This is a genomic window from Micromonospora sp. RHAY321, from assembly GCF_023896955.1.
GTDB lineage: Bacteria > Actinomycetota > Actinomycetes > Mycobacteriales > Micromonosporaceae > Micromonospora.
Genome location: NZ_JAMHIW010000002.1, coordinates 321,268 through 343,547, shown reverse-complemented (window position 1 = coordinate 343,547; position 22,280 = coordinate 321,268). Strand labels below are relative to the sequence as shown.

Genomic DNA, 22,280 nt, shown 5'->3' with positions numbered 1-22,280 from the left:
GGTCATCGCAGGCCCGCGAAGAAGGTACGGATGTCGGCCGCGTGCGCCAACGGCTCGTCCATGGCCACGAAGTGGCTGCCCGGGTTGCCCTGCGGCCAGTGCACGATGGTGTTGTGCTGCCCAGCGAGGCGCCGCATCAGCGCGGACCCGCCGCCGTACACCCCGGACGGCACCCGCTGCTGTCCCCTGGGCCAGGCGAACCCGCCGTCGTCTGCCAGCGTGAGTCGCTCGTACATGGGCCAGGAGGACGAACCGGACGTGCCGGTGAACCAGTAGAGGCTCACGTTGGTGAGCAGATGGTCCCGGTCGATGGCCTGCTCGGGGGTCGGGACCGTCACGGTGAACTCCTTGAACTTCTGCATCATCCAGGCCAGCAGCCCGACCGGCGAGTCGTTCCAGGCGTACGCGAGGGTCTGTGGCGCGGCCCGCAGCAGCGCGTGATGGTCCACGCCGCCGCTCATCCACTGCTGCATCTGCTCCCACTCGGCGCGTTCGGCCTCGGTCATGTCCGGCACGTCGGCCGCGGTCGGAAAGCCGAACCCTCCGTCGATGTGCACGCCCACCACCTGCTCCGGCGCCACCGTCGCCACCTCCGGCGCGACGTACGCGCCGAGGTCACCGCCCTGCGTGCCGTATCGGTGGTAGCCGAGGCGGGCCATCAGTTCGACCCACATCCGGGCGAGCCGGTCGACCGTGAACCCGGCCGGTGGCGCCTGCGAGAAACCGTAGCCGGGCACCGACGGCACCACCACGTGAAACGCCTGCGCCGGATCCCCGCCGTGGGCGCGCGGGTCGGTCAGCGGGCCGACCAGTTCGGTGAACTCGACCACGGAGTTCGGCCAGCCGTGCGTCAGCAGCAGCGGCAGCGCGTCCGGCTCCGGTGAGCGGACGTGCAGCAGATGCACGTCCAGCCCGTCGATCTCGGTGACGAACTGGGTGAACTCGTTCAGCCGCGCCTCGTGCGCCCGCCAGTCGTAACCGTCCGCCCAGTACCCGGCCAGCTCGCGGAGGTAGTCCAGCGGCACCCCGCGACTCCAGCCGGTGCCGGGCACCGGGCGGGGCCACCGGGTCCGGGAGAGCCGCTCACGCAGGTCGTCGAGGTCAGATTGCGGGATGTCGATGCGGAATGGCGTCATGCCGGGCACGCTACGGCTCATGTAGGTCAGGATCTGACACACATCGCTGGCATTCTGGAGCCATGTCCGACACCCCCGCCCGGCTGCTGGGCCTGCTGTCGCTGCTGCAGACCCCGCGCGAGTGGCCCGGCAGCGAACTGGCCACCCGCCTCGGCGTCAGCCTGCGCACCATCCGCCGCGACGTCGAGCGGCTGCGCGACCTCGGCTACCCGGTGCAGGCCACGATGGGCGCGATCGGCGGATACCGCATGGTCGCCGGCAAGGCCATGCCGCCGCTGCTGCTCGACGACGAGGAGGCGGTGGCCATCGCACTCGGTCTGCGGACCGCCGCCAGTCACGCGGTGGTCGGCATCGAGGAGGCCTCGCTACGGGCGCTGGCGAAGCTCGAACAGGTGCTGCCGTCCCGGCTGCGCCACCGCGTCAGCACGCTGGGGGCGGCCACCGAGCCGCTGCTCACCTGGAGCCGACCGATGGTCGACCCCGAGCACCTGAGCGCTCTGGCCGCCGCCGTCACCAACCGCGAGCAGCTGCGGTTCACCTACCGTCGGCGCGACGGCGTCGACAGCGAGCGGCTGGTCGAGCCGTACCGGCTGGTGTCGGCGGGCCGCCGCTGGTACCTGGTCGGCTACGACAACGACCGGGGAGACTGGCGGATGTTCCGGGTGGACCGGATCACCGACCAGCGGACCACCCGGACGCGCGTCGCGCCCCGCCCACTGCCGGCCACCGACGCCGCGGCGTTCGTGACGGAGAAGTTGCTGGAGTTGACGCCGGTCTACCGCGCGGTGGTGACCCTGCACGCACCGGTCGAGCGGATGGCCGGCCCGCTCGGCGGCACCCTGGTCGACCTGGAGCCGATCGACGCCGGCAGCTGCCGGCTGCACAGTCACGCCGACACCCTGGAGTGGCTGGCGTGGCGCCTGCTGACCCTCGGCTGCGAGTTCGAGGTGCACGAGCCGCCGGAGCTGGTCGCGTACCTCCGCGAGATCGGCGGGCGGGCGACCCGGGCAGCCGGCCCGCCGCCCGGGTAGGTCAGCCCTCGACGGTGGCACAGGTGATCGCCGTAGGCTCGAACGGCCGATGGCAACGGCGGAAACGGCCAACGAGCCACACAACGGGGGAAATGGGCGTGGTGCAGGCGGATGCGGAGCTGGTCCTGCTCGCTCAGGCGGGAGACGCGGCGGCGCTGGGAGTGCTGCTGGCGCGCCACGAGGCCGAGATGCGAGCCGTCGCCCTGAGCCTGCTCGGCTACGGGCCGGACGCCGAGGACGCCGTGCAGGACGCGATGGTGGTGGCGCTGCGCCGCGTCGGTGAGGTGCGCGACCCGGCCGCCGTCGGCCCGTGGCTGCGGGCCATCGTCCGCAACAACGCCCGGATGACGCTGCGGGCACCCCGACCGGTCCCGGTCGCCGAACCGGAGTGGTTCGCCCGCCCCGCCGACACGCCCACACCCGAGGAGGCGCTGGACCGCGGCGCGATGCGCGACTGGGTGTGGCACGCCATCGACGCGCTGTCCGAGCCCGACCGGATGGTGACCCTCCTGCGCTACTTCAGCGAGGCCTCCTCGTACGAGCAGATCGCCGCCGTGTGCGGCGTGCCCGTGGGCACCGTCCGCAGCCGCCTCAGCCACGCCCGTCGCGCGCTCGCCGGCGGCCTCCGGACGGCGGCGACCGCCGCGCACGCCGACGTCGCCACGTTGAGCGACGCCCGGTGGCGCGAGGGCCGCGACATGATCGCGACGGCCATGCGCGGCGACTTCGACCGGGTGGTCCGGGAGAGCTGGTGGCCGGACGCCGAGATGCTCGCCCCGGGTGGCCTGCGCGGCGGCACCGACCTGGCGATCCACGGGATGACCAAGGACCTGACCGACGGGGTACGGCAGCGGCTGCGCAACGTCGTGGCCAGCGGTGACGTGGTGATCTGGGAGACCGACCTGATCAGCCCACCGGACGACCCGGAGCACTGCCCTCCCGGTGCGCTGTGGCTGCAGGTGCTGCGCGAGGGGCGGGTGCGCCAGCTCACCCTCTTCCACCCGGTCGCGGCACGGGACGCCGGCCGGCCGGCGGCCGTCTGAGAAAACTTTCCCGACCGAGCGAACTTTCCGATCGACCCGCGCATCTGGTCCGCGTCAGTCACCAGTTGCCGTGCCGGCACACGCCGCACGGGTCACGCATCGGGAGATGGTTCATGAGTTCCACCAGCCACGAGGTCACCGTCGACGGCGTCCGGCAGGTCTACCACGTCGCCGGCAGCGGCCCGGTGTGCGTGGTGCACTCCGGGGGCCCCGGCATCGAGTGGGCCTACCTGCGGATGCCGAGCCTCGAAGAGCACTTCACGATGGTGTACGTCGAGCCGGTCGGCACGGGCGCCTCCGGGCGGCTCGACAACGCCGCCGACTACCGGCTCGACACGTACGTCCGGTTCCTCGACGCCGTCATCGACCACCTCGGCGAGCCCCGGGTCCACCTGCTCGGCCACTCGCACGGCGGTTTCGTCGTCCAGCGGTACGCGCTGGCGCACCCGGACCGGGTCGCCGGCCTGGCCCTGTACGACACCTCGCCCGTCACCGGCGCCGAGTTCTGGGCCGAGGCGATGGCCGGCCTCACGGCGTACCCGCAGCGGCACCCCGACCGGCCGGAGGCGGCGGAGATCCCGGCCGCCTTCCAGCAGGCCGTCACCGCCACCGACGACGAGGCGCTCAGCGCCGGCCTGCGCGCGGCCCTGCCGGTCTACTTCGCGGACTTCTGGTCCCGGAAGTCCGAGTTCGCCCCGTTCCAGGCGGCGGTGCGGGCCTGGTCGGCGCCGGCGGGTGCGCAGGACCCGACGCCCTTCGACGTCCGGGAGAGCCTCGCCGAGATCACCGTGCCGGCCGTGGTGATCGTGGGGGCGCACGACTTCATCTGTGGCCCGCGCTGGGCGGAGCAGTTGCACGAGGGCCTGAAGGACTCGCGTCTGGTGCTGCTGGAGCGCAGCGGGCACTTCGGGCACATCGAGCAGCCGGTGGAGTTCACCCGGGCCGTGGTGGAGCTGCTGGAGCGCTGATCCGCGGGGGCCATAGGGTGGTCCCATCCCTGCCCTGCACCGTGACGAGGAGGAGACCACCGTGAGCCAGACCGAGCGGATGGATTCCGTCGAGGATTGGAACGTGGCCGAGGACGACGGGGTCCTGGACGCCTCCGACACCCTGGACGACGACCGCGTCAGCGACCCACTCGACACCGGCATCATCGCCGAGGACCATTGGACGGGAGCGAACCGGTTCGGCACCACGCCCGCCGAGGAGCGGGCGGGCGAGTCTTTGGAGCAGTACCTCGCCCAGGAGGAACCGGACACCGACCCGTACGCCGAGGGCGTGGACGACGAGGATGAGCTGACCCGGCGGGGATACGAGCGCGAGGCGCGGGCGGGTCGTCTCGTCGCCGACGACGAGGGCCTCGGCGAGGACGAGGAGGCCGAGTCGGTGGCGTGGGACGTCGGGATCGATGGAGGCGCCGCCAGCGCCGAGGAGGCCGCGATGCACCTGGTCGAGGACCCGAACGGGCCCGGGGACGGGCCGCTTCGCTGAAACGCCGGCGCCGCCGCGCTCGGCACCACGAGGGGTGCCGAGCGCGGCGGGCGGGTCGCTCAGTGGATGACGACGGGCGCCTTGACCAGCTCGCCCTGCTGGTCGTCGAGCGGCTGCGCGGGCTGGCGACGGCGCGGCAGCAGGGCGGCCGGGATGAAGGTGGCCAGCACCAGCGCGAACGCGACCCAGAACGTGGTGGCGAACGAGTTGGCGGCGAAGTCGAGGCCACGCTCGATGAGCGACGGGTCCACCGGCGTCTGCTGGAGCAGCTCCGGTCGCTGTTGGGCGGCGATGGCCAGCCCGGCCTCGGTGACGGGCTCGCCGCTCGGGTCCACCAGGCCGGGGATCGGCCGGGAGCCGTTCAGCTCGTTGGTGAGGATCACCGACATCACCGCGGCGCCGATCGAGCCGCCGATCTGCTGGAGGATGTTGACCAGCGTCGAGCCGCGTGCCACGTCGTGGGCCTGCAGCGTCCGCAACGCCGACGTCATGATCGGCATCATCGTGCCGCCCATGCCCAGACCCATCACGAACAGCGAGCCGCCGAGCAGCCAGTACGAGGTCTGCGGGTCGACCTGGGTGAAGCTGAAGAACCCGGCGACGATGAGCGCCAGCGCGAACGGGACGGTACGACCGATCGGCACCCGGTCGGCCAGCATGCCGGCAATCGGCATGGTCATCATCGCGCCGATGCCCTGCGGGGCCATCAGCAGACCGGCGGTCAACGTCGTCTCGCCGCGCACCTGCAGGAAGTAGCTCGGGAACAGCAGCCCGGCGCCCATGAACGCGATGATGAAGACGAACAGGGTCACCGAGGCGATGGTCAGGTTGCGGTTGCTGAACAGCCGCAGGTCGAGCAGCGGGTGCCGGGGCTTGAACGAGTAGAGCACGAACGCCACCACCAGCGCGGCGCCGACCAGCATCGGGCCCCACACCTTGGCCGCGGCGAAGGTGCCCGCCTCGGGCAGCGACGAGACACCGTAGAGGAACAGCGCGAGCCCCGGCGAGAGCATCAGCATGCCGACGAAGTCGAACGACTCGGACGGCTCGGGTGCGTCCTTCGGCAGCGCCATCTGCGCGTAGATCAGGGCGATGACGCCGATTGGCAGGTTGATCAGGAAGATCCAGTGCCAGCTCGCGGTGTCGATCAGCCAGCCGCCGAGGATCGGGCCACCGATCGGCCCGAGCAGCATCGGAATGCCGAGGACGGCCATCAACCGGCCGATCCGGTGCGGGCCGGCCGCCCGGGTCATGATGGTCATGCCCAGCGGCATGAGCATGCCGCCGCCGAGGCCCTGCAGGACGCGGTAGCCGATCAGCTCACCGATCGTGTCGGCGGTGGCGCAGAGCCCCGACCCGATGGTGAACAGGGCCAGGGCCACCATGTAGAGGCGCTTGGTGCCGAACCGGTCGGCCGCCCACCCGCTGAGCGGGATCACCGTGGCCAGCGCGAGGGTGTAGGCGGTCATCGTCCAGGCGACGCGGGCGTACGACGCGTCGAACTCGTTCTGGAACGTCGGGATGGCGACGCTGACCACCGTCACGTCGAGGATCGACATGATCGCGCCGAGGACGACGACGCCCGCCACCTTGAGCACCGCGGCGTCGAGTTTGTCCGATGTCGCGATTGATTGCTGGGTCACAAACTCTCCTGAAGTCGGTTGAGCAGGCGTTCGGTGGGCGGTGGCGGCGGTGCCGCGCCTACCAGGCGCAGGGCGCGGCGTACCGGGGCGACGACGCGCGCAGGCAGAGTAACCGTGGGATGTGACGGTTCGCCGCCGGATTTCGTGACCACGACGGCTACGCGCCCGATCGGCCGTCGGATTGCAACCGGTCGTCGGGGTGTCGATCAGACGCAGTGCGGTTCGCGCCCGGGGTCGTACCCCATTCACGAGGGGCGAAGGCGCACGCCGAAAGCGGCAAGCCGGAACCCGGAAGCCGCGAACCGCAGCTCGGTTGACGGTGGGATGTTGCGCGGGCGGCCGGCGGGGAGGCAGGCCTCAGGCGGTGACGACCGGGACGGCGGCGGTCAGCGCCCAGTCGTGCCCGATGTCGGCGGCCGCGCGCAGCAGCTTCGGCAGGTGGTCGTCGAGCAGCGTCTCCAGCGACGTCTCGGCGGCATGCACGGTCACGTTGATCGCGGCGACGATCCGGCCGTCGCCGTCGCGCACACCGGTGGCGACGGAGCGGATGCCCGGGGCCAGGTCCTGGTCGGCGAGCGCCCAGCCCTTCGCCCGGACCTCGCGCAGCACCGCGTCCAGTTCGCCCGGCGAGGGCTGCCAGCGCGGCGTGATGCCGGAGCGGGTGGGCTCGGCGAGCACGGCGGCGAGGGTCTCCTGAGGCAGCGCCGCGAGCAGCACCTTGCCCATCGACGTCGCGGGAGCCGGGAAGCGGGTGCCGATGGTGACGCCGAGCGTGACGATCTTCGGGACGGCCACGCGGGCGACGTAGACGATGTCGCTGCCGTCGAGCTGGGCCATCGAGGTCGACTCGTTGGTCTGCGCGACCAGTTTCTCCATGTGCGGCCGGGCCACGTCCCACATGTTCAGCGCGTTGACGTACGCCATCCCCAGTTCGAGGACGCGCGGGGTGAGGGCGTGGCCACGGCCGACCGCGCGGACGTAGCCCAGGGACTCGAGTGTGATGAGGATGCGCCGGACGGTGGGCCGGGCCAGGCCGGTGGCGGCGGCGATCTCGCTGAGCGTGGTGGACGGGCAGCCGGGACGGAAGGAGCGCAGGACGTCGAGGCCACGGGCGAGAGCCTCGATGAAGTCTGGTCCGGCGCCCCTTCCGTTGTCACTCATGCCTCAATGCTTCCACTGCGCCGAGCCGGCGTCCCACTCGGTGTACTGGTACGGGTTCTCCAGGATGGCGGTCTCGGGGACGTCCGGGTTCATGCCCCGCTGCCACGCCTCCTCCCCCATCGTCTCGCGGAGGTGGTCGATGGTGGCCGCCACCTTGGCCCGCGCGGCGGCGAGGTCGACGCCGACGAGGCGGCCGTCCCGCTTGACGACCCGGCCGCCCACCAGCACGGTGTGCACGTCGCCACGCTGGGCCTGGAAGACGACGTGACCGTGCGGGTTCAGGATCGGGAACATCACCGGCGAGGCGTCGTTCTTGATCAGGACGACGTCGGCCTGCCGGCCGGGGGTGAGGGCGCCGATCGTGGAGTCCATGCCGAGGGCGCGGGCGCCACCGCGGGTGGCCCACTCGACGACCTGCTCGGCGCGCAGGTGGCAGTGGGTGATGGTCTCCTGCTTGGCGTGCGCCTCCAGGTGCTCTCGCGAGCGGTCGGCGCCGAGCGTGGCCCGCATCGCCGAGAAGAGGTCACCGCTCCACCACACGCTGGTGTCCATCGACAGCGACACCGGGATGTCGTGGTGGCGCAGCTGCCAGGTGGGCGGGTAGCCCTGCCCGGCGCTCTGCTCGCTCTCGGTGGAGACGGAGACGGAGCCACCGGTGGCGGCGATGCGGTTGTACGAGTCGTGGGTGAGCGTCGCCGCGTGCACGTAGACGGTCGAGGGGTTCATGAAGCCGTTCTCGTGCATGAGGCGGATGCCGTCGTCGTTGGTGGCGCCCCACACGCCGGCGTGCGTGGTCACCGCGGCGCCCAGGTCCCGGGCCACCTCAAAGGCGGCCCGCTCGGGGAAGGCGGGGTCGCCGGTGACGTCGAACGCCATCTGGAAGCCGGCCAGCTTGCCGCCGTCGATCCGGCGGCGGTGGAAGTCGCGGAACTCCGGCGAGGTGGCCCATTCCCACGGGCCCTGCTGGATGTTGCCGTAGGCGAGCACGAACCGTCCGGGCACCTCCTCGAGCGCGTCGACGGCCGCGTCGGCGTGGTCGGGTGTCTGGAGGCCGTGCGACCAGTCGACGGTGGTGGTGACACCGGCGTCGATCGCCTCGATCGCGCCGAGCAGGTTGCCGGCGTACACGTCCTCGGGCCGGAACAGCTTGCCGGACTCCAGGTAGTACCAGACGAAGTACTGCGTCAGGGTCCAGTCGGCGCCGTACCCCCGCATGGCGGTCTGCCACATGTGCCGGTGGGTGTCGACCATCCCCGGCATGAGGATGCCGTCGGTGGCGTCGATCTCCAGGGCGTCGTCGGGAGCGGTGAGGTTGACGCCGACCTCCGCGATCCGGCCGTCGATGACCAGCACGTCAGCGCCGGGCAGCACCGTGTGTGCGTCGTCCATGGTGAGAACCAGGCCGTTGCGGAAGACCACCGGCCGGTCGGTTGCGCTCATCGCCACCCCATTCCTTTCGGGTACGAGGGATCCGGACCGATGTCCGCTGTGCGGCCAGCCCGAGTGGCGCAAGTGTGGTACCGGTCACGATTCGTGTCAAGAGCGTGTTTCCGAGCGATGGAAGAACCGTTGACACGCCCGGTGCGGTGACGCAAGCTGTTTCGGCGGACATGTGTCCGTAGAACGGGCGGGAACATGGTGCAGCAATCGACGGGGCCCCTGGCCGGCCTGCTCGTCGCGGACTTCTCCCGGATCCTCGCCGGGCCGTACGCGACGATGCTCCTGGCGGACCTGGGCGCACAGGTGATCAAGGTGGAGAGCCCCGGTGGCGACGACACCCGCACCTGGATGCCGCCCACCCGCGACGGCGTCTCGACGTACTACCTGGGCATCAACCGCAACAAGCGGTCGATCGCCCTCGACCTCAAGAACCCGGACGACCTGACGGCCGCGCAGGAGCTGGCCCGCCGCGCCGACGTGATGATCGAGAACTTCCGGCCCGGCGGCCTCGCCCGGTTCGGCCTGGACTACGACACCGTCACCGCCGGCAACGACAGGATCGTGTACGCGAGCATCAGTGGCTTCGGCACCGGGGCCGGCGCCGACTTTCCCGGCTACGACCTGATGGTGCAGGCGATCTCCGGGCTGATGAGCCTCACCGGCGACCCCGACGGCCCGCCGTACCGGGCCGGCATCTCCGTCTTCGACGTGATGGCCGGGCTGCACGCGAGCATCGGCATCCTCGCCGCGCTGCACCACCGGGGCGCGACCGGCAAGGGTCAGCACGTCGAGGTCAACCTGCTCAGCTCCGCGCTGTCCGGCCTGGTCAACCACTCCAGCGGCTACGTCGCCGGCGGCACCGTCCCGTTCCGGATGGGCAACGCGCACCCCAGCCTCTTCCCGTACGAGCCGCTGCCCACCGCCGACGGCGAGCTGATCGTCATCGCCGGCAACGACGGGCAGTTCCGCAAGCTCTGCCAGGTGCTGGACCTGCCCGACCTGCCCGACGACCCACGCTTCGGGCGCAACCAGGACCGCACGGCCAACCGCGAGCAGCTACGACCCCTGCTCGTCGAACGCCTCGCCAAGCGCACCAAGGACGAGTGGTTCCGCGACCTGCTGGCCGCGGGTGTCCCCTGTGCCCCGATCAACACCATCGACGGCGGCGTGGCGCTCGCCCAGGAGCTGGGGCTCGACCCGGTGGTCGCCGTCGGCGACGTGCCCGGCGTGCGCAACCCCATCACCTTCTCCGACACCCCGGCCCGGTACGAGCTACCGCCGCCCGGGCTCGACGAACACGGCGAGGAGATCCGCGCGTGGCTGAAGAGCTGAGCTTTCCGACCGGGATCGGCACGTCCGACCCGACCACCATCTCCCTGCTCGGGCAGGACCTGGCCGCCGATCTGATGGGCCAGGTCGGCTTCGGCGAGCTGGCGTACTGGCTGGTGGCTGGCCGCCGCCCCACCCGGGGTGAGGTACGGGTCTTCGAGGCGGTGCTGGTGGCGCTCGCCGACCACGGCTTCACCCCGACGGCCATCGCGGCCCGGCTGACCTACCTGTCCGCGCCCGAGTCGCTGCAGGGCGCGCTCGCCGCCGGCCTGCTCGGGGGCGGCTCCCGCTTCCTCGGCGTCACCGAGGACTGTGGTCGCTTCCTCGCCGACACCCTCGCACAGGCCGGCGACGTCACCGACTACGACGCCGTGGCGCTCGACGCGGTCACACGGGCCAAGCAGGAACGCCAGCTGGTTCCCGGGCTCGGGCACCCCGTGCACAAGGAGCAGGACCCGCGCACACCCGTCCTGATCCGGATCGCCACCGAGGAGGGCCAGTACGGCCCCCACCTGCGGCTGTTCGAGGCGATCGGACGGGTGCACCCCCAGGTGCTCGGGCGGACCCTGCCCCTCAACGGCGCCGGAGTCTGCGGCGCGGCGCTCGCCGACCTCGGGCTTCCCGTCGAGATGCTGCGCGGTTTCGCCCTGCTGGCCCGCGCGGCGGGGCTGCTCGGGCACCTCGCCGAGGAGCGGCGCCGGCCGCTCGGCATGGACATCTACCGCACCGTGGACCGCAACGCCGTCTACGAGCCCTGAGACCCCCTCCACTGCAGCGAAAGGAGCGGAATGGCCACCGTCGTCGCGGTCATCGCCTCCACCCACCACCCCTTCTACTACCGGGCCAGCACGGCCACCGGCGAGGACCGGCCACCGTTCGCCGACGAGTGGGCCAGCAAGATCCTGGCGTTCCGGGAGACGTTGACCCGGGCCAGGCCCGACGTGCTGGTGATGGTCGGCTCCGACCACTTCCACCAGCTCTGGCTGGACAACATGCCGCAGTTCCTGGTCGGCAAGGCACCCAGCTACGACGCCAACTGGTACAACGAGGAGCGCGAGTTCGGGCTGCCCCGGATGCTGCTCAAGGGCCAGGAGGACCTGTCCGGGCACATCCTGCGGGCCGGGCTCGACTCCGGTTTCGACCTGGCGTTCAGCAACGAGCTGCGGATCGACCACAGCATCACCTGCCCGATCATCACGCTGCGGCCCGAGGCCGACCTGCCGATCGTGCCGATCTACACGAACATCTTCGCGCCGCCGCTGCCGCAGCCGAAGCGCTTCGTCCAGCTCGGTCAGGCCATCCGGGAGATCGTCGAGTCGTGGCCGTCGCACCTGCGGGTGGCCGTCATCGGCACCGGCCACCTCTCACTGGAGCTGGGCGGCCCCCGCCAGTTCGGCCCGCACGGCCCGGACCCGGAGTTCGACCAGCGGGCGGTCGAGTGGATCGCCAACGGCGACCTCGACGGGTGCCTACGCGAGGTGACGCTGGACAGCCTGCACTCGCCCGGCAACGCCACCCACGGCTTCATGGACTTCATGCTCATGATGGGCGTGGCCGGGGCCGGCGTGAAGGCCGACTACGTCGACACCCTCGACCTGTTCCACACCATGGAGGCGTACTTCACCTGGTATCCGAACGGAGCACCGGCGGCATGAGCAAGTACCTGCTGAACAAATTCCTCTTCATGGTCGACCGCGACCCCGAGCTGGTCGAGCGCTACCGCAGCGAGCCGCGCGAACTGGTCGCCTGGTGGGAGGCCGAGTGCGCCAACACGGTGCTGAACTGCCACAGCGGCGAGGCGAGCACCTGGCTGCGCTTCGACGACGTCGAGCGGGAGGCCCTGGCCACCCACGACCACGTGAAGCTGTTCGAGCTGGGCGCGCATCCGTTCCTCACCCTGACCCTCTTCATCGCCCTCTTCGAGAGGGACAACACCGAGCCGCTGGAGTACCAGAAGTCCTACGGCGCGCGGCTCGCCCACTTCGCGATGCCCTACCCGGACATCGCGACGTGATCCGCGCTGCCCTGCTCAGCGACTGCGGCACCCCACCGACGATCGCCGAGCGGCCGGCCCCCGTGCCGGCCGACGGTGAGGTGACCGTCATTGTCGAAGCGGTGCCGATCACCCCGCTGGACGTGCTCTGTGCGAGCGGTACCAGCTACTTCGGCACGCCGGCGACCCCGTACGTGCCCGGGGTGCAGGGAGTCGGCCGGCTCACCGACGGCACCCCGGTGTGGTTCGGCACCTCGGCCGGGATGAGGTCCGGGGTGGACGGCAGCATGGCGAGCACCGTCGCGGTGCCGAGCGCCGACGTGGTGGCGCTGCCGCACGACGTACCGCTGACCCTGCTGGCGGCCCTGGGGCTCTCCGCCGTCGCCGCGCACGCTGCCCTGACCCACGCCGGTGGCCTCGCGGCCGGCGAACAGATCGTCGTGCTCGGCGCCGGAGGTGTGGTCGGGCAGGCAGCCGTCCAACTGGCCCTGCTCGGCGGGGCACGCCGGGTGATCGCCGTGGCCCGCTCCGCCGCGGCGCGGGCCCGGGCCGAGGACCTTGGCGCCGCGGTCTCCATCCCGCTGCTCGCGGACGACGACGTGGCATCCGTGGCCGACCGGCTGCGACAGGCCGCGGACGGTCCCGTCGACCTCGTCCTCGATCCGGTCTTCGGCGTCCCCGCCGCGGCGGCACTGCGGGTGCTGCGCCCCGGTGGTCGCCTGGTCAACCTGGGCAGCGCCGCCGGCGCGACCGCCCCGATCGAGTCCGCCGTCCTGCGCAGCGGCGCGTTGCGAATGATCGGCTACACCAACAACGGGTTGTCGGCCGACCAGCGGGCGGCGTCGCTGACCGTGGTGGCCGGGCACGCGGCCGCCGGCCGGCTCACCGTCGACCACGAGATCGTGCCGTTCGCCTCGGTCGCGGACGCCTGGTCCCGGCAGGACGGCGGCACCGCGGCCGGCCGAATCGTCCTGGCGCTCTGACCGGGCCCGACCCCAGCCAGGGATCGCGAGTCCCTGGATGAACCGCACCTGGTTGGGGCTCGGCGCCGGTGCGACGGTCGGTCCATGACACCTTCCACCTACACCGTCACCGGTCACTGGATCGGTGGCGGGATCCTCGCCGGCTCGGCCGGCACCCTTCCCGTCGTCAACCCGGCGACCGGTGACATCGTCGCCGAGACCCCGGCCGGCACGGCCGCCGACGTCGACCGGGCGGTCACCGCCGCCCGCGCGGCGCTCCCCGGCTGGGCGACCACCACACCGCGGCAGCGGGCCGCCGTGCTGCGCGCCGTCGCCGCCGGTCTCGCCGCCCGACAAGAGGAGATCGCCGGAGCGATCACCGCCGAGATGGGCTCCCCGATCGCCATGTCCCGGACCGCCCAGGTGGGCTTCCCGGCCGCGGTGATCGAATCCGTCGCCGGACTGGCCGACGAGTTCGCCTGGACCGAGGAGGTCGGCAACTCGCTGATCGTCCGCGAGCCGATCGGCGTGGTCGGCGCGATCACGCCGTGGAACTTCCCGTTGCAGCAGGTCGTCTCCAAGCTGGCGCCGGCGCTGCTCGCGGGGAACACGATGGTCTTCAAGCCCTCCGAGAACGCCCCGCTGACCGCGCGGATCCTCGCCGAGGTCACCGCCGAGGCGGGCGTGCCGGCTGGCGTCTTCAACGTCGTGTACGGCACCGGCGCGGTCGTCGGCGAGGCCATGTCCGCGCACCCGGACATCGACATGATCTCCTTCACCGGCTCCACCCGTGCCGGAAGGCGGATCTCGGTGGCGGCCTCCGAAACCGTCAAGCGGGTCGCGCTGGAGCTGGGCGGCAAGGGCGCCACCATCATCCTCGACGACGCCGACCTGCCGACGGCGGTTGCCAAGGGCGTCATGATGGCGTTCGCCAACGGCGGGCAGGTCTGCGGCGCCTGGCCGCGCATGCTGGTGCCCGCCTCCCGTCAGGACGAGGTCGTCGCGCTGGCCGTCGAGGCGGCGAAGCAGTACACCGTGGGTGATCCGACCGACGAGGCGACCGGGATCGGCCCGATGGCCTCCGAGGCGCACCGGCAGAAGGTCGTCGGATACATCGAGCGGGGCATCGCCGACGGCGCCCGGCTCGTGTTCGGTGGCCCGGACCGGCCGGAGGGCCTGGCGAAGGGCGCCTACGTCCAGCCGACGATCTTCGCGGATGTCGACCCGACCTCCGTGATCGCCCAGGAGGAGATCTTCGGCCCGGTGCTGACGATCATCCCCTACGCCGACGAGGAGGAGGCGGTCGCCATCGCCAACGGCACGCTGTACGGGCTCACCAGCGGCGTCTTCGGCGAGCCGGAGCACGCGCTGGCGGTCGCCCGGCGGCTGCGGGTGGGTCAGGTGGACGTGAACGCCGGTCAGTGGAACCCGCTGGCCCCGTTCGGCGGCTACAAGCAGTCCGGCAACGGCCGCGAGTTCGGCCGGATGGGCCTCGAGGAGTTCCTGGAGACCAAGTCCATCCAGCGCTGAGCGCCGGACAACCGCCCGCCCGCACCGTCGGGCTGGGTCCGCCCGCTACCGCACCCTCTGCGCGCTTTGCTCTGCTTCACCGGGCGCAACGCCTCCTGTCCGGATACCGGACGTCTGGTGTTGCGTGGGGTGAAGCAGAGCAAAGGCGCGGTGCAGGGGGTCGTCTCCTCGGGGCGCGGAACCCGTGCAGGAACATCGCACCCGGGCTCGCCGGTTGCACGAGACGTGCCGGTCACCGCCGGCACCCACCGATCGGAGACACCGTGGACCGCGCCCAACTCGCCAGCTTCCTGCGGACTCGCCGCGAGGCGCTCCAGCCCGAGGACGTGGGGCTGCCCCGGGGTCAGCGACGGCGTACCGGAGGGTTGCGCCGCGAGGAAGTCGCCGCGTTGAGCGGGATGTCCACCGACTACTACAGCCGCCTGGAGCAGCAGCGCGGGCCGCACCCCTCCGAGCAGATGCTCGCCGCCCTGGCCCGCGGCCTGCGGCTCTCTCTCACCGAGCGGGACCACCTGTTCCAGCTCGCCGGGCACGCCGTCCCGCACCGGACCGTCCGCGCCGACCACGTCAACCCGGGCATGATGCGAATCCTCGACCGGCTGCAGGACACCCCCGCCCAGGTGGTGAACCACCTCGGCGAGACCCTGGCGCAGACCGCGCCGGCGATCGCGCTGCTCGGCGACGAGACCCGGCACACCGGGCTGGACCGCAGCCTGCACCACCGCTGGTTCACCGACCCGCAGACCCGGCGGATGCACCCGGCGCAGGACCACGCGACGCAGAGCCGGCTCCTCGTGGCACACCTGCACGCCGCGTACACCCGTGACGGCCGCGGCTCGCGGGCGGCGGCGATCGTCGAATCCCTGCTGGCCGCGAGCGACGAGTTCGCGCAGCTGTGGCGCGAGCACCCGGTGCCGGGCGGCTACTGCCCGCCCAAGCACTTCCTGCACCCCGAGGTGGGGCCACTGGAACTGCACTGCCAGACCCTGGTCGATCCCGACCAGTCCCAGACGCTGCTGGTCTTCACCGCCGTACCCGGGTCGGAGAGCGACGAGAAGCTGCGGCTGCTCTCGGTCATCGGCGCGCAGCAGGTCTGAGAGATTCCGTCAGCTCTTCAGGAACGCGAGCAGGTCCTTGTTGACCTGGTCCTGCATCGTCGACGTGATGCCGTGCGGGGCACCCGGGTAGTAGATCTCCTTGGCGTTCGCGACGAGCTGCGCGGTCTTGTGCGCCGAGTCCTTCACCGGCACGATCTGGTCGTCCTCGCCATGCATGACCAGCGTCGGGATGTCGAACTTCGCCAGGTCGTCGCGGAAGTCGGTCTCGGAGAACGCCTTGATGCTCTGGTACGCGTTCCACAGGCCGGACTGCATGCTCCACAGCCAGAACTGGTCGAGGATCCCCTTGGACACCTTCGCGCCCGACCGGTTGGCGCCGTAGAACATCAGGGCCAGGTCCTGGTAGAACTGCGACCGGTCGGCGAAGAGCTGCGTCCGCAGGTCGTCGAAGGCGCTGATCGGCAGGCCCTCCGGGTTGTCCGGGCTCTGCACCATGATGGGCGGTACGGCCGAGATGAGCACGGCCTTGGCCACCCGCCCCGTGCCGTGGCGGCCGATGTAGCGGGCCACCTCGCCACCCCCGGTGGAGTGACCGACCAGGGTGACGTCCCGCAGATCCAGCGCCTCGATGACCGCGGCCAGGTCGTCGGCGTACCCGTTCATGTCGTTGCCCGAGCGGGGCTGGCTGGACCGGCCGTGGCCGCGACGGTCGTGCGCGACCACCCGGAACCCGTTCTGGACGAGGAAGAGCATCTGCCCGTCCCAGGCGTCGGCGCTCAGCGGCCAGCCGTGGGAGAAGGTGACGACCGGTCCCTCGCCCCAGTCCTTGTAGTAGATGTCGGTGCCGTCCTGCGTGGTGAGGTAGCTCATGCCGATGCCTCCTGGTCATGGGACGGGAATCGGACGGACGGCTGCGGCAGGCCCGGTCCTTTCCCGATGCTAGGTGCGACCACCAGAGGGCCGGGCGACATCGCCCGAATGCGCGTCACGGCCGGGCTCGGGCGCCGGGAAGCGGGCCGGGCTGACGCCCAGGTGACGCCGGAAGTGCCGGGTCAGATGCGCCTGGTCGAAGAACCCGGCCGCGACGGCGGCCTCGGCGGGTCGCTGCCCGGCGAGGAGCAGGCGACGCGCCAGCTGCACCCGGCGGCCGGTCAGGTACGAGTGCGGCGGCAGCCCGTGTACTTGGGTGAACGTCCGGACCAGGTGGGTGGGGTGGGCGTGCAGCAGCTCGGCTGCCTCGCGCAGCGTGACGCCCTCGACGGTCCGGGCGTCCAGCAGCTCCCGCAGCCGGTCGGCAAGGCCGCGGGCGGCGAGCTGGCCGCCGGCCGGAGCCTGCTGGCGCAGTTGCCGGCGAAGCCGTTCCAGGATGAACGCGAGCCGGCTGTCCGCCTCGAACTCGTCTCCCCGTTCGGCGAGCACCCGGTGCAGGTCGTGGATCCGTTGCCGCAACGGCGGGTCGGACAGGTTCGGACGGTCGACGGCCCGGCCGGCCAGCTCCACGGCGAGTGCCGAGGTGTCGAGGTACAGGACCCGCTTGCGGAAACCGTGCGGCGTCGCGGAGCGGCCGTCGTGCGGCACGTGCGGCGGCAGCAGGGTGACCGACGTCCGTCGTGTGCCGTGTCGGTGCCGGTCGAGGTCGAAGTCGACCGCGCCGTCGTCGACGATCAACAGCGTCCACACGTCGTGCGTGTGCGGCGGGTACGCGTGATCCACGAAGTGGGCGTGGAAGACCTCGGCCACCCCGGCTACCGAGGGTCGCCATGCGCTGACGTGCGAGCCCGCCGGGCGGGTGGCCACGCTAAGAACGTACAAGACCGGCCGGTGTCGAGGCTGGCAGGTTGGATCTCATGACCGACCCGATCCGATTCCCCACCAAGATTGCCGTGCTGCTCCGCAACGACCAGGCGAGCTGGCAACGGCTGAACGTCACCGCCTTCCTCGTGAGCGGCGTGGCGAACGCCGAGCCGGAGCTGCTCGGCGAGGAGTACCGCGACGCCGACGACACCCCGTACCTGCCGATGTTCCGCCAGCCGGTGCTGGTCTTCGCCGGCGACCGGGCGGTGCTCTCCGCCGCGCACGCGCGAGCGCTCGGCCGGGGGCTACGCGTCTCGATCTTCACGTCTGAGCTGTTCGCGACCGGTAACGACCGGGACAACCGGGCCGCCGTGCGGGCGGTCGGCCGCGACAAGCTCGACCTGGTGGGGTTGGCGCTGCACGCCCCGCGCACCGTGGTGGACAAGGTGCTCAAGGGCGCGACCATGCACCCCTGACCACGTCGGGGACGGGGCACAGCATCGTGCACTGGCTGTTCAGGTGACGTTCCGGTGGGGGTTCCACTGTGGTGAACGGCGGGCGCTTGCATCGGCCCGGCGGTAACGGCCGCCGACTTGATGCTGGAGGCAATGTGCGTACCACTTCCACAAAGGCCCGGGCCGTCGCGTCCGCGGCGGCGGCGATCTCGCTGCTCGCGGCGGCGCCGGCGCTCGGGGCGCCGGCGCACCCGACCCCCGGACACGCGGGCACGGGGGCGAGCTGCGCGCCGGACGCGTCGCTGCTCGGCTTCTCCGACGCCCTCGACAAGACCACCTTCCGAGGCACCTCCGTCGCCGGCCTCTCCGCGCTGACGGTCGCCCGCCCGGGCCGCGCCCTGGCGCTGGTGGACAACATCGGCACCACTCCCGCCCGGGTCTACGAGCTGGGCCTGGACACCGACCGGCGCGGAGTGGACGTGGGTGTCCGCGACGTCACCGTGCTCACCCGCCCGGACGGCACGCCGTACACCGGCGCCGACTTCGACGGTGAGGGGCTCATCGCCGAGCGAGGCGGGGCCACGATCCTGGCCAGCTCGGAGCGGGAGCCGTCGATCCGCCGGTTCCGGCTCTCCGACGGTCGCGAGATCGCGTCGCTGCCGGTGCCGGACCGGTTCCAGGTCACCCCGGCTGGCGAGGCCGCGGTCAACCAGACCTTCGAGGCACTGGCCACCACGCCGGACCATCGGGTGCTCTACGCCGGCATGGAGGGCCCGCTCGCCACGGACGGTCGCGACGCTGAGGGCCGCGGCCGGCACCGGATCATCCGGTACGACGGCCGCGAGGGTGGAACGTACGCTCCGACCACCCAGTACGCCTACCGGACGGACCCCAACCTCAGCCTGGTCGAGCTGATCGCGCTCGGCGACGACCAACTGCTCTCCGTGGAGCGCGGTTTCACCACCGGGGTGGGCAACACGGTCCGGGTGTACCAGGTCTCCGCCACCGGCGCGCCGGACGTCGCCGCCGCCCCGACCCTGTCGACGGTGACCGACCCACGGGCCTGGCTCGGCAAGGAGCTGCTGGTCGACATCGCCAACTGCCCGCCGTCCGGCGCGACCACCAAGCAGCCGCAGCCCAACCCGTTGCTGGACAACATCGAGGGCGCCGCGCTCGGCAGCCACCTGCCGGGCGGCCGCCGCGAGCTGTACCTCATCTCCGACGACAACGGCAGCGCCACCCAGACCACCCGGGTGTACTCGCTGTCGGTGAAGCTGCGGCCCCAGGTGACGCTGCAGGACCGGGCGCTGCTGTCGGCGACCGCGTACCAGCCGGGCCCGATCTCCGGCACCCAGCTCGCCACGAACCCGGTCAACGGGATCACCGCACCCTTCCCCGGCCAGCCCATTCCCGGCTTCTCCGCGGTGATCCCGGCCCAGCCGGGTGACCGCTCCGGCAGGCGGCTGCTCGCCATGCCGGACAACGGATTCGGTGCGAAGACCAACTCGGCTGACTTCCTGCTGCGGGCGTACGAGATCGAGCCGAACTATCACCGCCAGGGCGTGTCGATCCGTGGGCACATCAGCTTCCGCGACCCCGACCACAAGGTGCCGTTCCCGATCGTCAACGGCGACACCCCGGATCGTCTGCTGACCGGCGCGGACTTCGACATCGAGTCGCTGGCCCGTGACGCGCGCGGCAACCTGTGGATCGGCGACGAGTTCGGCCCGAGCCTGATCCGCACCGACAGGACCGGAAAGGTGCTGCAGGCGCCGATCCCGCTGCCGGACGGGACCAGGTCCCCGCAGTCGCCGGATCTCGCCCCGGGCGAGACCCCGACCCTGCGTGCCAGCAACGGCTTCGAGGCGATGGCGGTCAGCGAGGACGGTTGGACCCTCTACCCGATCCTCGAAGGCGCCCGGGTCAACGACCCGGACCAGCGCCGCAGGGTCGTCTACGAGTTCGACGTACGGCACAACCGGTACACCAACCGCACCTGGTCGTTCCGGGTGGACGACCCGTCCCTGCTGGTCGGTGACGCGGCGGTGCTCGACGGCCGGCGGTTGCTGCTGATCGAGCGGGACAACGGCATGGGCCAGCAGTCGCTGGTCAAGCGCCTGGTGGTGACCGACCTGGACGAGGTGGGCGCGGACGGCTACCTGCCGCGGCGGACCGTGGTCGACCTGATGCACATCGCCGACCCGAAGGGGGTCTCCACGCCGGCCCGCCCGGGCGAGTACGGCGTCGGTCCGCTCTTCTCGTTCCCCCTGCAGTCGGTCGAGTCGGTGCTGCCGCTCGGCGGTGACCGGGTGCTCGTCGCCAACGACAACAACTTCCCGGGCAACGACGGTCGCATCCCGGGGCGCGCGGACGACACGGAGCTGATCGTGATCGACGTGCCCGGCCTGCGGTAACCCGTCTCGCCGAACGGCCCCCGGCGCGCCCGCGCCGGGGGCCGTTCGCGCACGCGGGTCATCGACGGCGGCAGAACATTGATATCGATGTGCATGACTGTAATGATTAACAGACTTTACAGTTGTGTCGGCCGCCCGGAAGGACCCAGACATGGCGCGACGATTGGCCGGGGCCACGCCCGGCCGGCCCCGTATCCGACTGACGGCCGCGCTCTTCGCAGCCGTGCTCGCCGTACCGACAAGCCTGGCGGTCGGCGCCTCACCCGCCAGGGCGGCCGCGACCGGCGCCATCACGGGGTACGGCGGCAAGTGCGTCGACGTGGCCGGCGCGAACCCGGCCAACAACACCCCCGTGCAGCTTTACACCTGCAACGGCTCCGCCGCCCAGCAGTGGACGGTGGCCGACGACGGCACGATCAGGGCGCTCGGCAAATGCCTCGACATCGCCGCCGGCAGCACCGCGAACGGGGCCCGGGCGCAGATCTACGACTGCAACGGCACCGGAGCGCAGCAGTGGTCGTCCAGCGCCGGGCAACTCGTCAACCCGGCCTCCGGCAAGTGCCTCGACGCGACCGGCCCCAGCTCCGCCGACGGCACCCCGCTACAGATCTGGAGTTGCACCGGCACCGCCAACCAAGCCTGGACGTTGCCCACCGGCGGTGGCACCCCGCCACCGTCGGGCGGCTTCACACACCCCGGGGTGTTGGTCAGCCGGGGTCAGCTCGACTTCGTCCGCGGCCGGGTGCAGGCCGGAGCACAGCCGTGGGCGTCGGCCTACAACCAGATGATGGGCAGCCGGTACGCCTCCCTCTCGCGAACCCCCGCACCGCGCGCCGTGGTGGAGTGCGGCTCCTACTCCAACCCCAACAACGGCTGCACCGACGAGCGTGAGGACGCGATCGCCGCGTACACCGACGCGCTCGCCTGGTACCTCACCGGAGACGCCCGGTACGCGCAGAAGTCGATCCAGATCATGGACGCGTGGTCGGCCACCATCACCGCGCACACCGGCAGCAACGCGCCGCTGCAGACCGGCTGGGCCGCCTCGGTCTGGCCCCGGGCCGCCGAGATCATCAAGTACACGTACACGAGCTGGCCCAACGCCAACCGGTTCGCCACCATGCTGCGCACCGTCTACCTGCCGATGGTCCGCAACGGCTCGAACAGCAACGGCAACTGGGAACTGACCATGATGGAGGCGGCGGTCGGCATCTCGGTGTTCCTGGAGGACCGGGCCGTCTACGACGCGGCGGTCGCCCGCTTCCTCAACCGCGCCCGGGCCTTCGTCTACCTGCCCAGCGACGGCGCCCTGCCGTACACGACGCCCGGCAGCGGCCTGGACACCAGTGCGGAGATCATCGGGTACTGGCACGGCCAGTCCACCTTCGTCGCGGGCCTCGCCCAGGAGACCTGCCGCGACTTCGTGCACACCGGGTACGGGATCTCCGCCATCTCACATGTCGCGGAGACCTCCCGCATCCAGGGCAGGGACCTGTATCCGCAGGTCGGTGAGCGGTTGCGGCAGGCGCTGGGCCTCCACTCGCGCTTTCAGCTCGGCGAGGCGCCGCCCTCCTGGCTCTGCGGCGGCAGCCTCACCCGCGGCCTGGGCCCGATCACCGAGGTCGGCTTCAACGCCATGAGCACCCGGTTGGGCCACGTCATGACCAACACGCAGACCCTCACGCTGCAACAACGCCCCGCCGGCAGCAACAACCTCTTCGTCGCCTGGGAGACGCTGACCCACGCCGGCAACCCCAACTGAGTGCGCCCCGGCGGGTCGGTGCCGAGCAACCCCGACAC

20 protein-coding genes are annotated in these 22,280 nt (G+C 71.5%); 14 read left to right on the top strand and 6 right to left on the bottom strand.

The annotated features are described in order from the left end of the window. Positions 1-2: 2 nt before the first annotated feature. Positions 3-1,136, bottom strand: coding sequence for an epoxide hydrolase family protein (locus tag M8C17_RS05930; RefSeq protein ID WP_252415368.1), 1,134 nt, complete (start codon positions 1,134-1,136; stop codon positions 3-5). A 62-nt stretch (positions 1,137-1,198) separates the two neighbouring features. Here M8C17_RS05930 and M8C17_RS05925 point away from each other — a divergent pair, with 62 nt between their 5' ends. The 4 genes from M8C17_RS05925 to M8C17_RS05910 all read left to right on the top strand — a co-directional run bounded on the left by M8C17_RS05925 (position 1,199) and on the right by M8C17_RS05910 (position 4,701). Next, entirely contained in the window at positions 1,199-2,167 is a 969-nt protein-coding gene (locus M8C17_RS05925; RefSeq protein WP_252415367.1) for a YafY family protein, read from the top strand. 98 nt (positions 2,168-2,265) lie between these two features. After that, positions 2,266-3,210, top strand: a complete 945-nt coding sequence (locus M8C17_RS05920) for an RNA polymerase sigma factor (protein WP_252415366.1) — start codon at positions 2,266-2,268, stop codon at positions 3,208-3,210. Between the two features lie 113 nt (positions 3,211-3,323). Next, complete coding sequence (locus M8C17_RS05915) at positions 3,324-4,178, top strand: alpha/beta fold hydrolase (protein WP_252415365.1); 855 nt, start codon at positions 3,324-3,326, stop codon at positions 4,176-4,178. A 61-nt stretch (positions 4,179-4,239) separates the two neighbouring features. Next, complete coding sequence (locus tag M8C17_RS05910) at positions 4,240-4,701, top strand: DUF5709 domain-containing protein (protein WP_252415364.1); 462 nt, start codon at positions 4,240-4,242, stop codon at positions 4,699-4,701. Between the two features lie 59 nt (positions 4,702-4,760). Here the strand turns inward: M8C17_RS05910 and M8C17_RS05905 are convergent, their stop codons facing one another. From M8C17_RS05905 to M8C17_RS05895, 3 genes are all read right to left on the bottom strand, one after another. Beyond that, positions 4,761-6,344, bottom strand: coding sequence for a DHA2 family efflux MFS transporter permease subunit (locus tag M8C17_RS05905; RefSeq protein ID WP_252415363.1), 1,584 nt, complete (start codon positions 6,342-6,344; stop codon positions 4,761-4,763). 357 nt (positions 6,345-6,701) lie between these two features. Further along, a complete protein-coding gene (locus M8C17_RS05900) occupies positions 6,702-7,505 on the bottom strand; it encodes an IclR family transcriptional regulator C-terminal domain-containing protein (RefSeq protein WP_252415362.1) in 804 nt (267 codons plus the stop codon). Positions 7,506-7,508: 3 nt separating this feature from the next. After that, a complete protein-coding gene (locus M8C17_RS05895; RefSeq protein WP_252415361.1) occupies positions 7,509-8,945 on the bottom strand; it encodes an amidohydrolase family protein in 1,437 nt (478 codons plus the stop codon). A gap of 195 nt (positions 8,946-9,140) precedes the next feature. Between M8C17_RS05895 and M8C17_RS05890 the strand changes: the two genes are divergently transcribed. From M8C17_RS05890 to M8C17_RS05860, 7 genes are all read left to right on the top strand, one after another. Next, positions 9,141-10,277: a CaiB/BaiF CoA-transferase family protein gene (locus M8C17_RS05890; RefSeq protein ID WP_252415360.1), complete on the top strand. Its 1,137-nt coding sequence runs from the start codon at positions 9,141-9,143 to the stop codon at positions 10,275-10,277. Next, positions 10,262-11,032: a citryl-CoA lyase gene (locus tag M8C17_RS05885; RefSeq protein ID WP_252415359.1), complete on the top strand. Its 771-nt coding sequence runs from the start codon at positions 10,262-10,264 to the stop codon at positions 11,030-11,032. The genes M8C17_RS05890 and M8C17_RS05885 overlap by 16 nt, the downstream gene beginning before the upstream one ends. Positions 11,033-11,062: 30 nt before the next feature. Beyond that, positions 11,063-11,929, top strand: a complete 867-nt coding sequence (locus M8C17_RS05880; protein ID WP_252415358.1) for an extradiol ring-cleavage dioxygenase — start codon at positions 11,063-11,065, stop codon at positions 11,927-11,929. Then, positions 11,926-12,288 (top strand): hypothetical protein, encoded by a 363-nt coding sequence (locus M8C17_RS05875; RefSeq protein WP_252415357.1) that lies wholly within the window; start codon positions 11,926-11,928, stop codon positions 12,286-12,288. Before M8C17_RS05880 ends, M8C17_RS05875 begins: the two co-directional genes overlap by 4 nt. Next, the gene (locus M8C17_RS05870; protein ID WP_252415356.1) at positions 12,285-13,250 is read left to right on the top strand and encodes a zinc-binding dehydrogenase; all 966 of its coding nucleotides are present in this window, start codon (positions 12,285-12,287) and stop codon (positions 13,248-13,250) included. The genes M8C17_RS05875 and M8C17_RS05870 overlap by 4 nt, the downstream gene beginning before the upstream one ends. 84 nt (positions 13,251-13,334) lie before the next feature. Further along, positions 13,335-14,759 (top strand): aldehyde dehydrogenase family protein, encoded by a 1,425-nt coding sequence (locus M8C17_RS05865; protein ID WP_252415355.1) that lies wholly within the window; start codon positions 13,335-13,337, stop codon positions 14,757-14,759. Between the two features lie 263 nt (positions 14,760-15,022). After that, positions 15,023-15,856, top strand: coding sequence for a helix-turn-helix transcriptional regulator (locus M8C17_RS05860; protein WP_252415354.1), 834 nt, complete (start codon positions 15,023-15,025; stop codon positions 15,854-15,856). 9 nt (positions 15,857-15,865) lie between these two features. Here M8C17_RS05860 and M8C17_RS05855 read toward each other — a convergent pair whose 3' ends face one another. Both M8C17_RS05855 and M8C17_RS05850 read right to left on the bottom strand, forming a co-directional pair. Next, the gene (locus M8C17_RS05855; protein WP_252415353.1) at positions 15,866-16,687 is read right to left on the bottom strand and encodes an alpha/beta fold hydrolase; all 822 of its coding nucleotides are present in this window, start codon (positions 16,685-16,687) and stop codon (positions 15,866-15,868) included. Between the two features lie 69 nt (positions 16,688-16,756). Continuing rightward, positions 16,757-17,614: an AraC family ligand binding domain-containing protein gene (locus M8C17_RS05850; protein WP_252415352.1), complete on the bottom strand. Its 858-nt coding sequence runs from the start codon at positions 17,612-17,614 to the stop codon at positions 16,757-16,759. A gap of 50 nt (positions 17,615-17,664) precedes the next feature. Between M8C17_RS05850 and M8C17_RS05845 the strand changes: the two genes are divergently transcribed. The 3 genes from M8C17_RS05845 (at position 17,665) to M8C17_RS05835 (ending at position 22,242) form a co-directional block, all read left to right on the top strand. Next, positions 17,665-18,087: a DUF2000 family protein gene (locus M8C17_RS05845; protein ID WP_374557287.1), complete on the top strand. Its 423-nt coding sequence runs from the start codon at positions 17,665-17,667 to the stop codon at positions 18,085-18,087. 134 nt (positions 18,088-18,221) lie between these two features. Beyond that, positions 18,222-20,480 carry an esterase-like activity of phytase family protein gene (locus tag M8C17_RS05840; RefSeq protein ID WP_252415350.1) on the top strand — a complete coding sequence of 753 codons (2,259 nt, stop codon included), beginning with the start codon at positions 18,222-18,224 and terminating at the stop codon, positions 20,478-20,480. A gap of 151 nt (positions 20,481-20,631) precedes the next feature. Next, positions 20,632-22,242, top strand: coding sequence for a ricin-type beta-trefoil lectin domain protein (locus tag M8C17_RS05835; protein WP_252415349.1), 1,611 nt, complete (start codon positions 20,632-20,634; stop codon positions 22,240-22,242). Positions 22,243-22,280 lie beyond the last annotated feature (38 nt).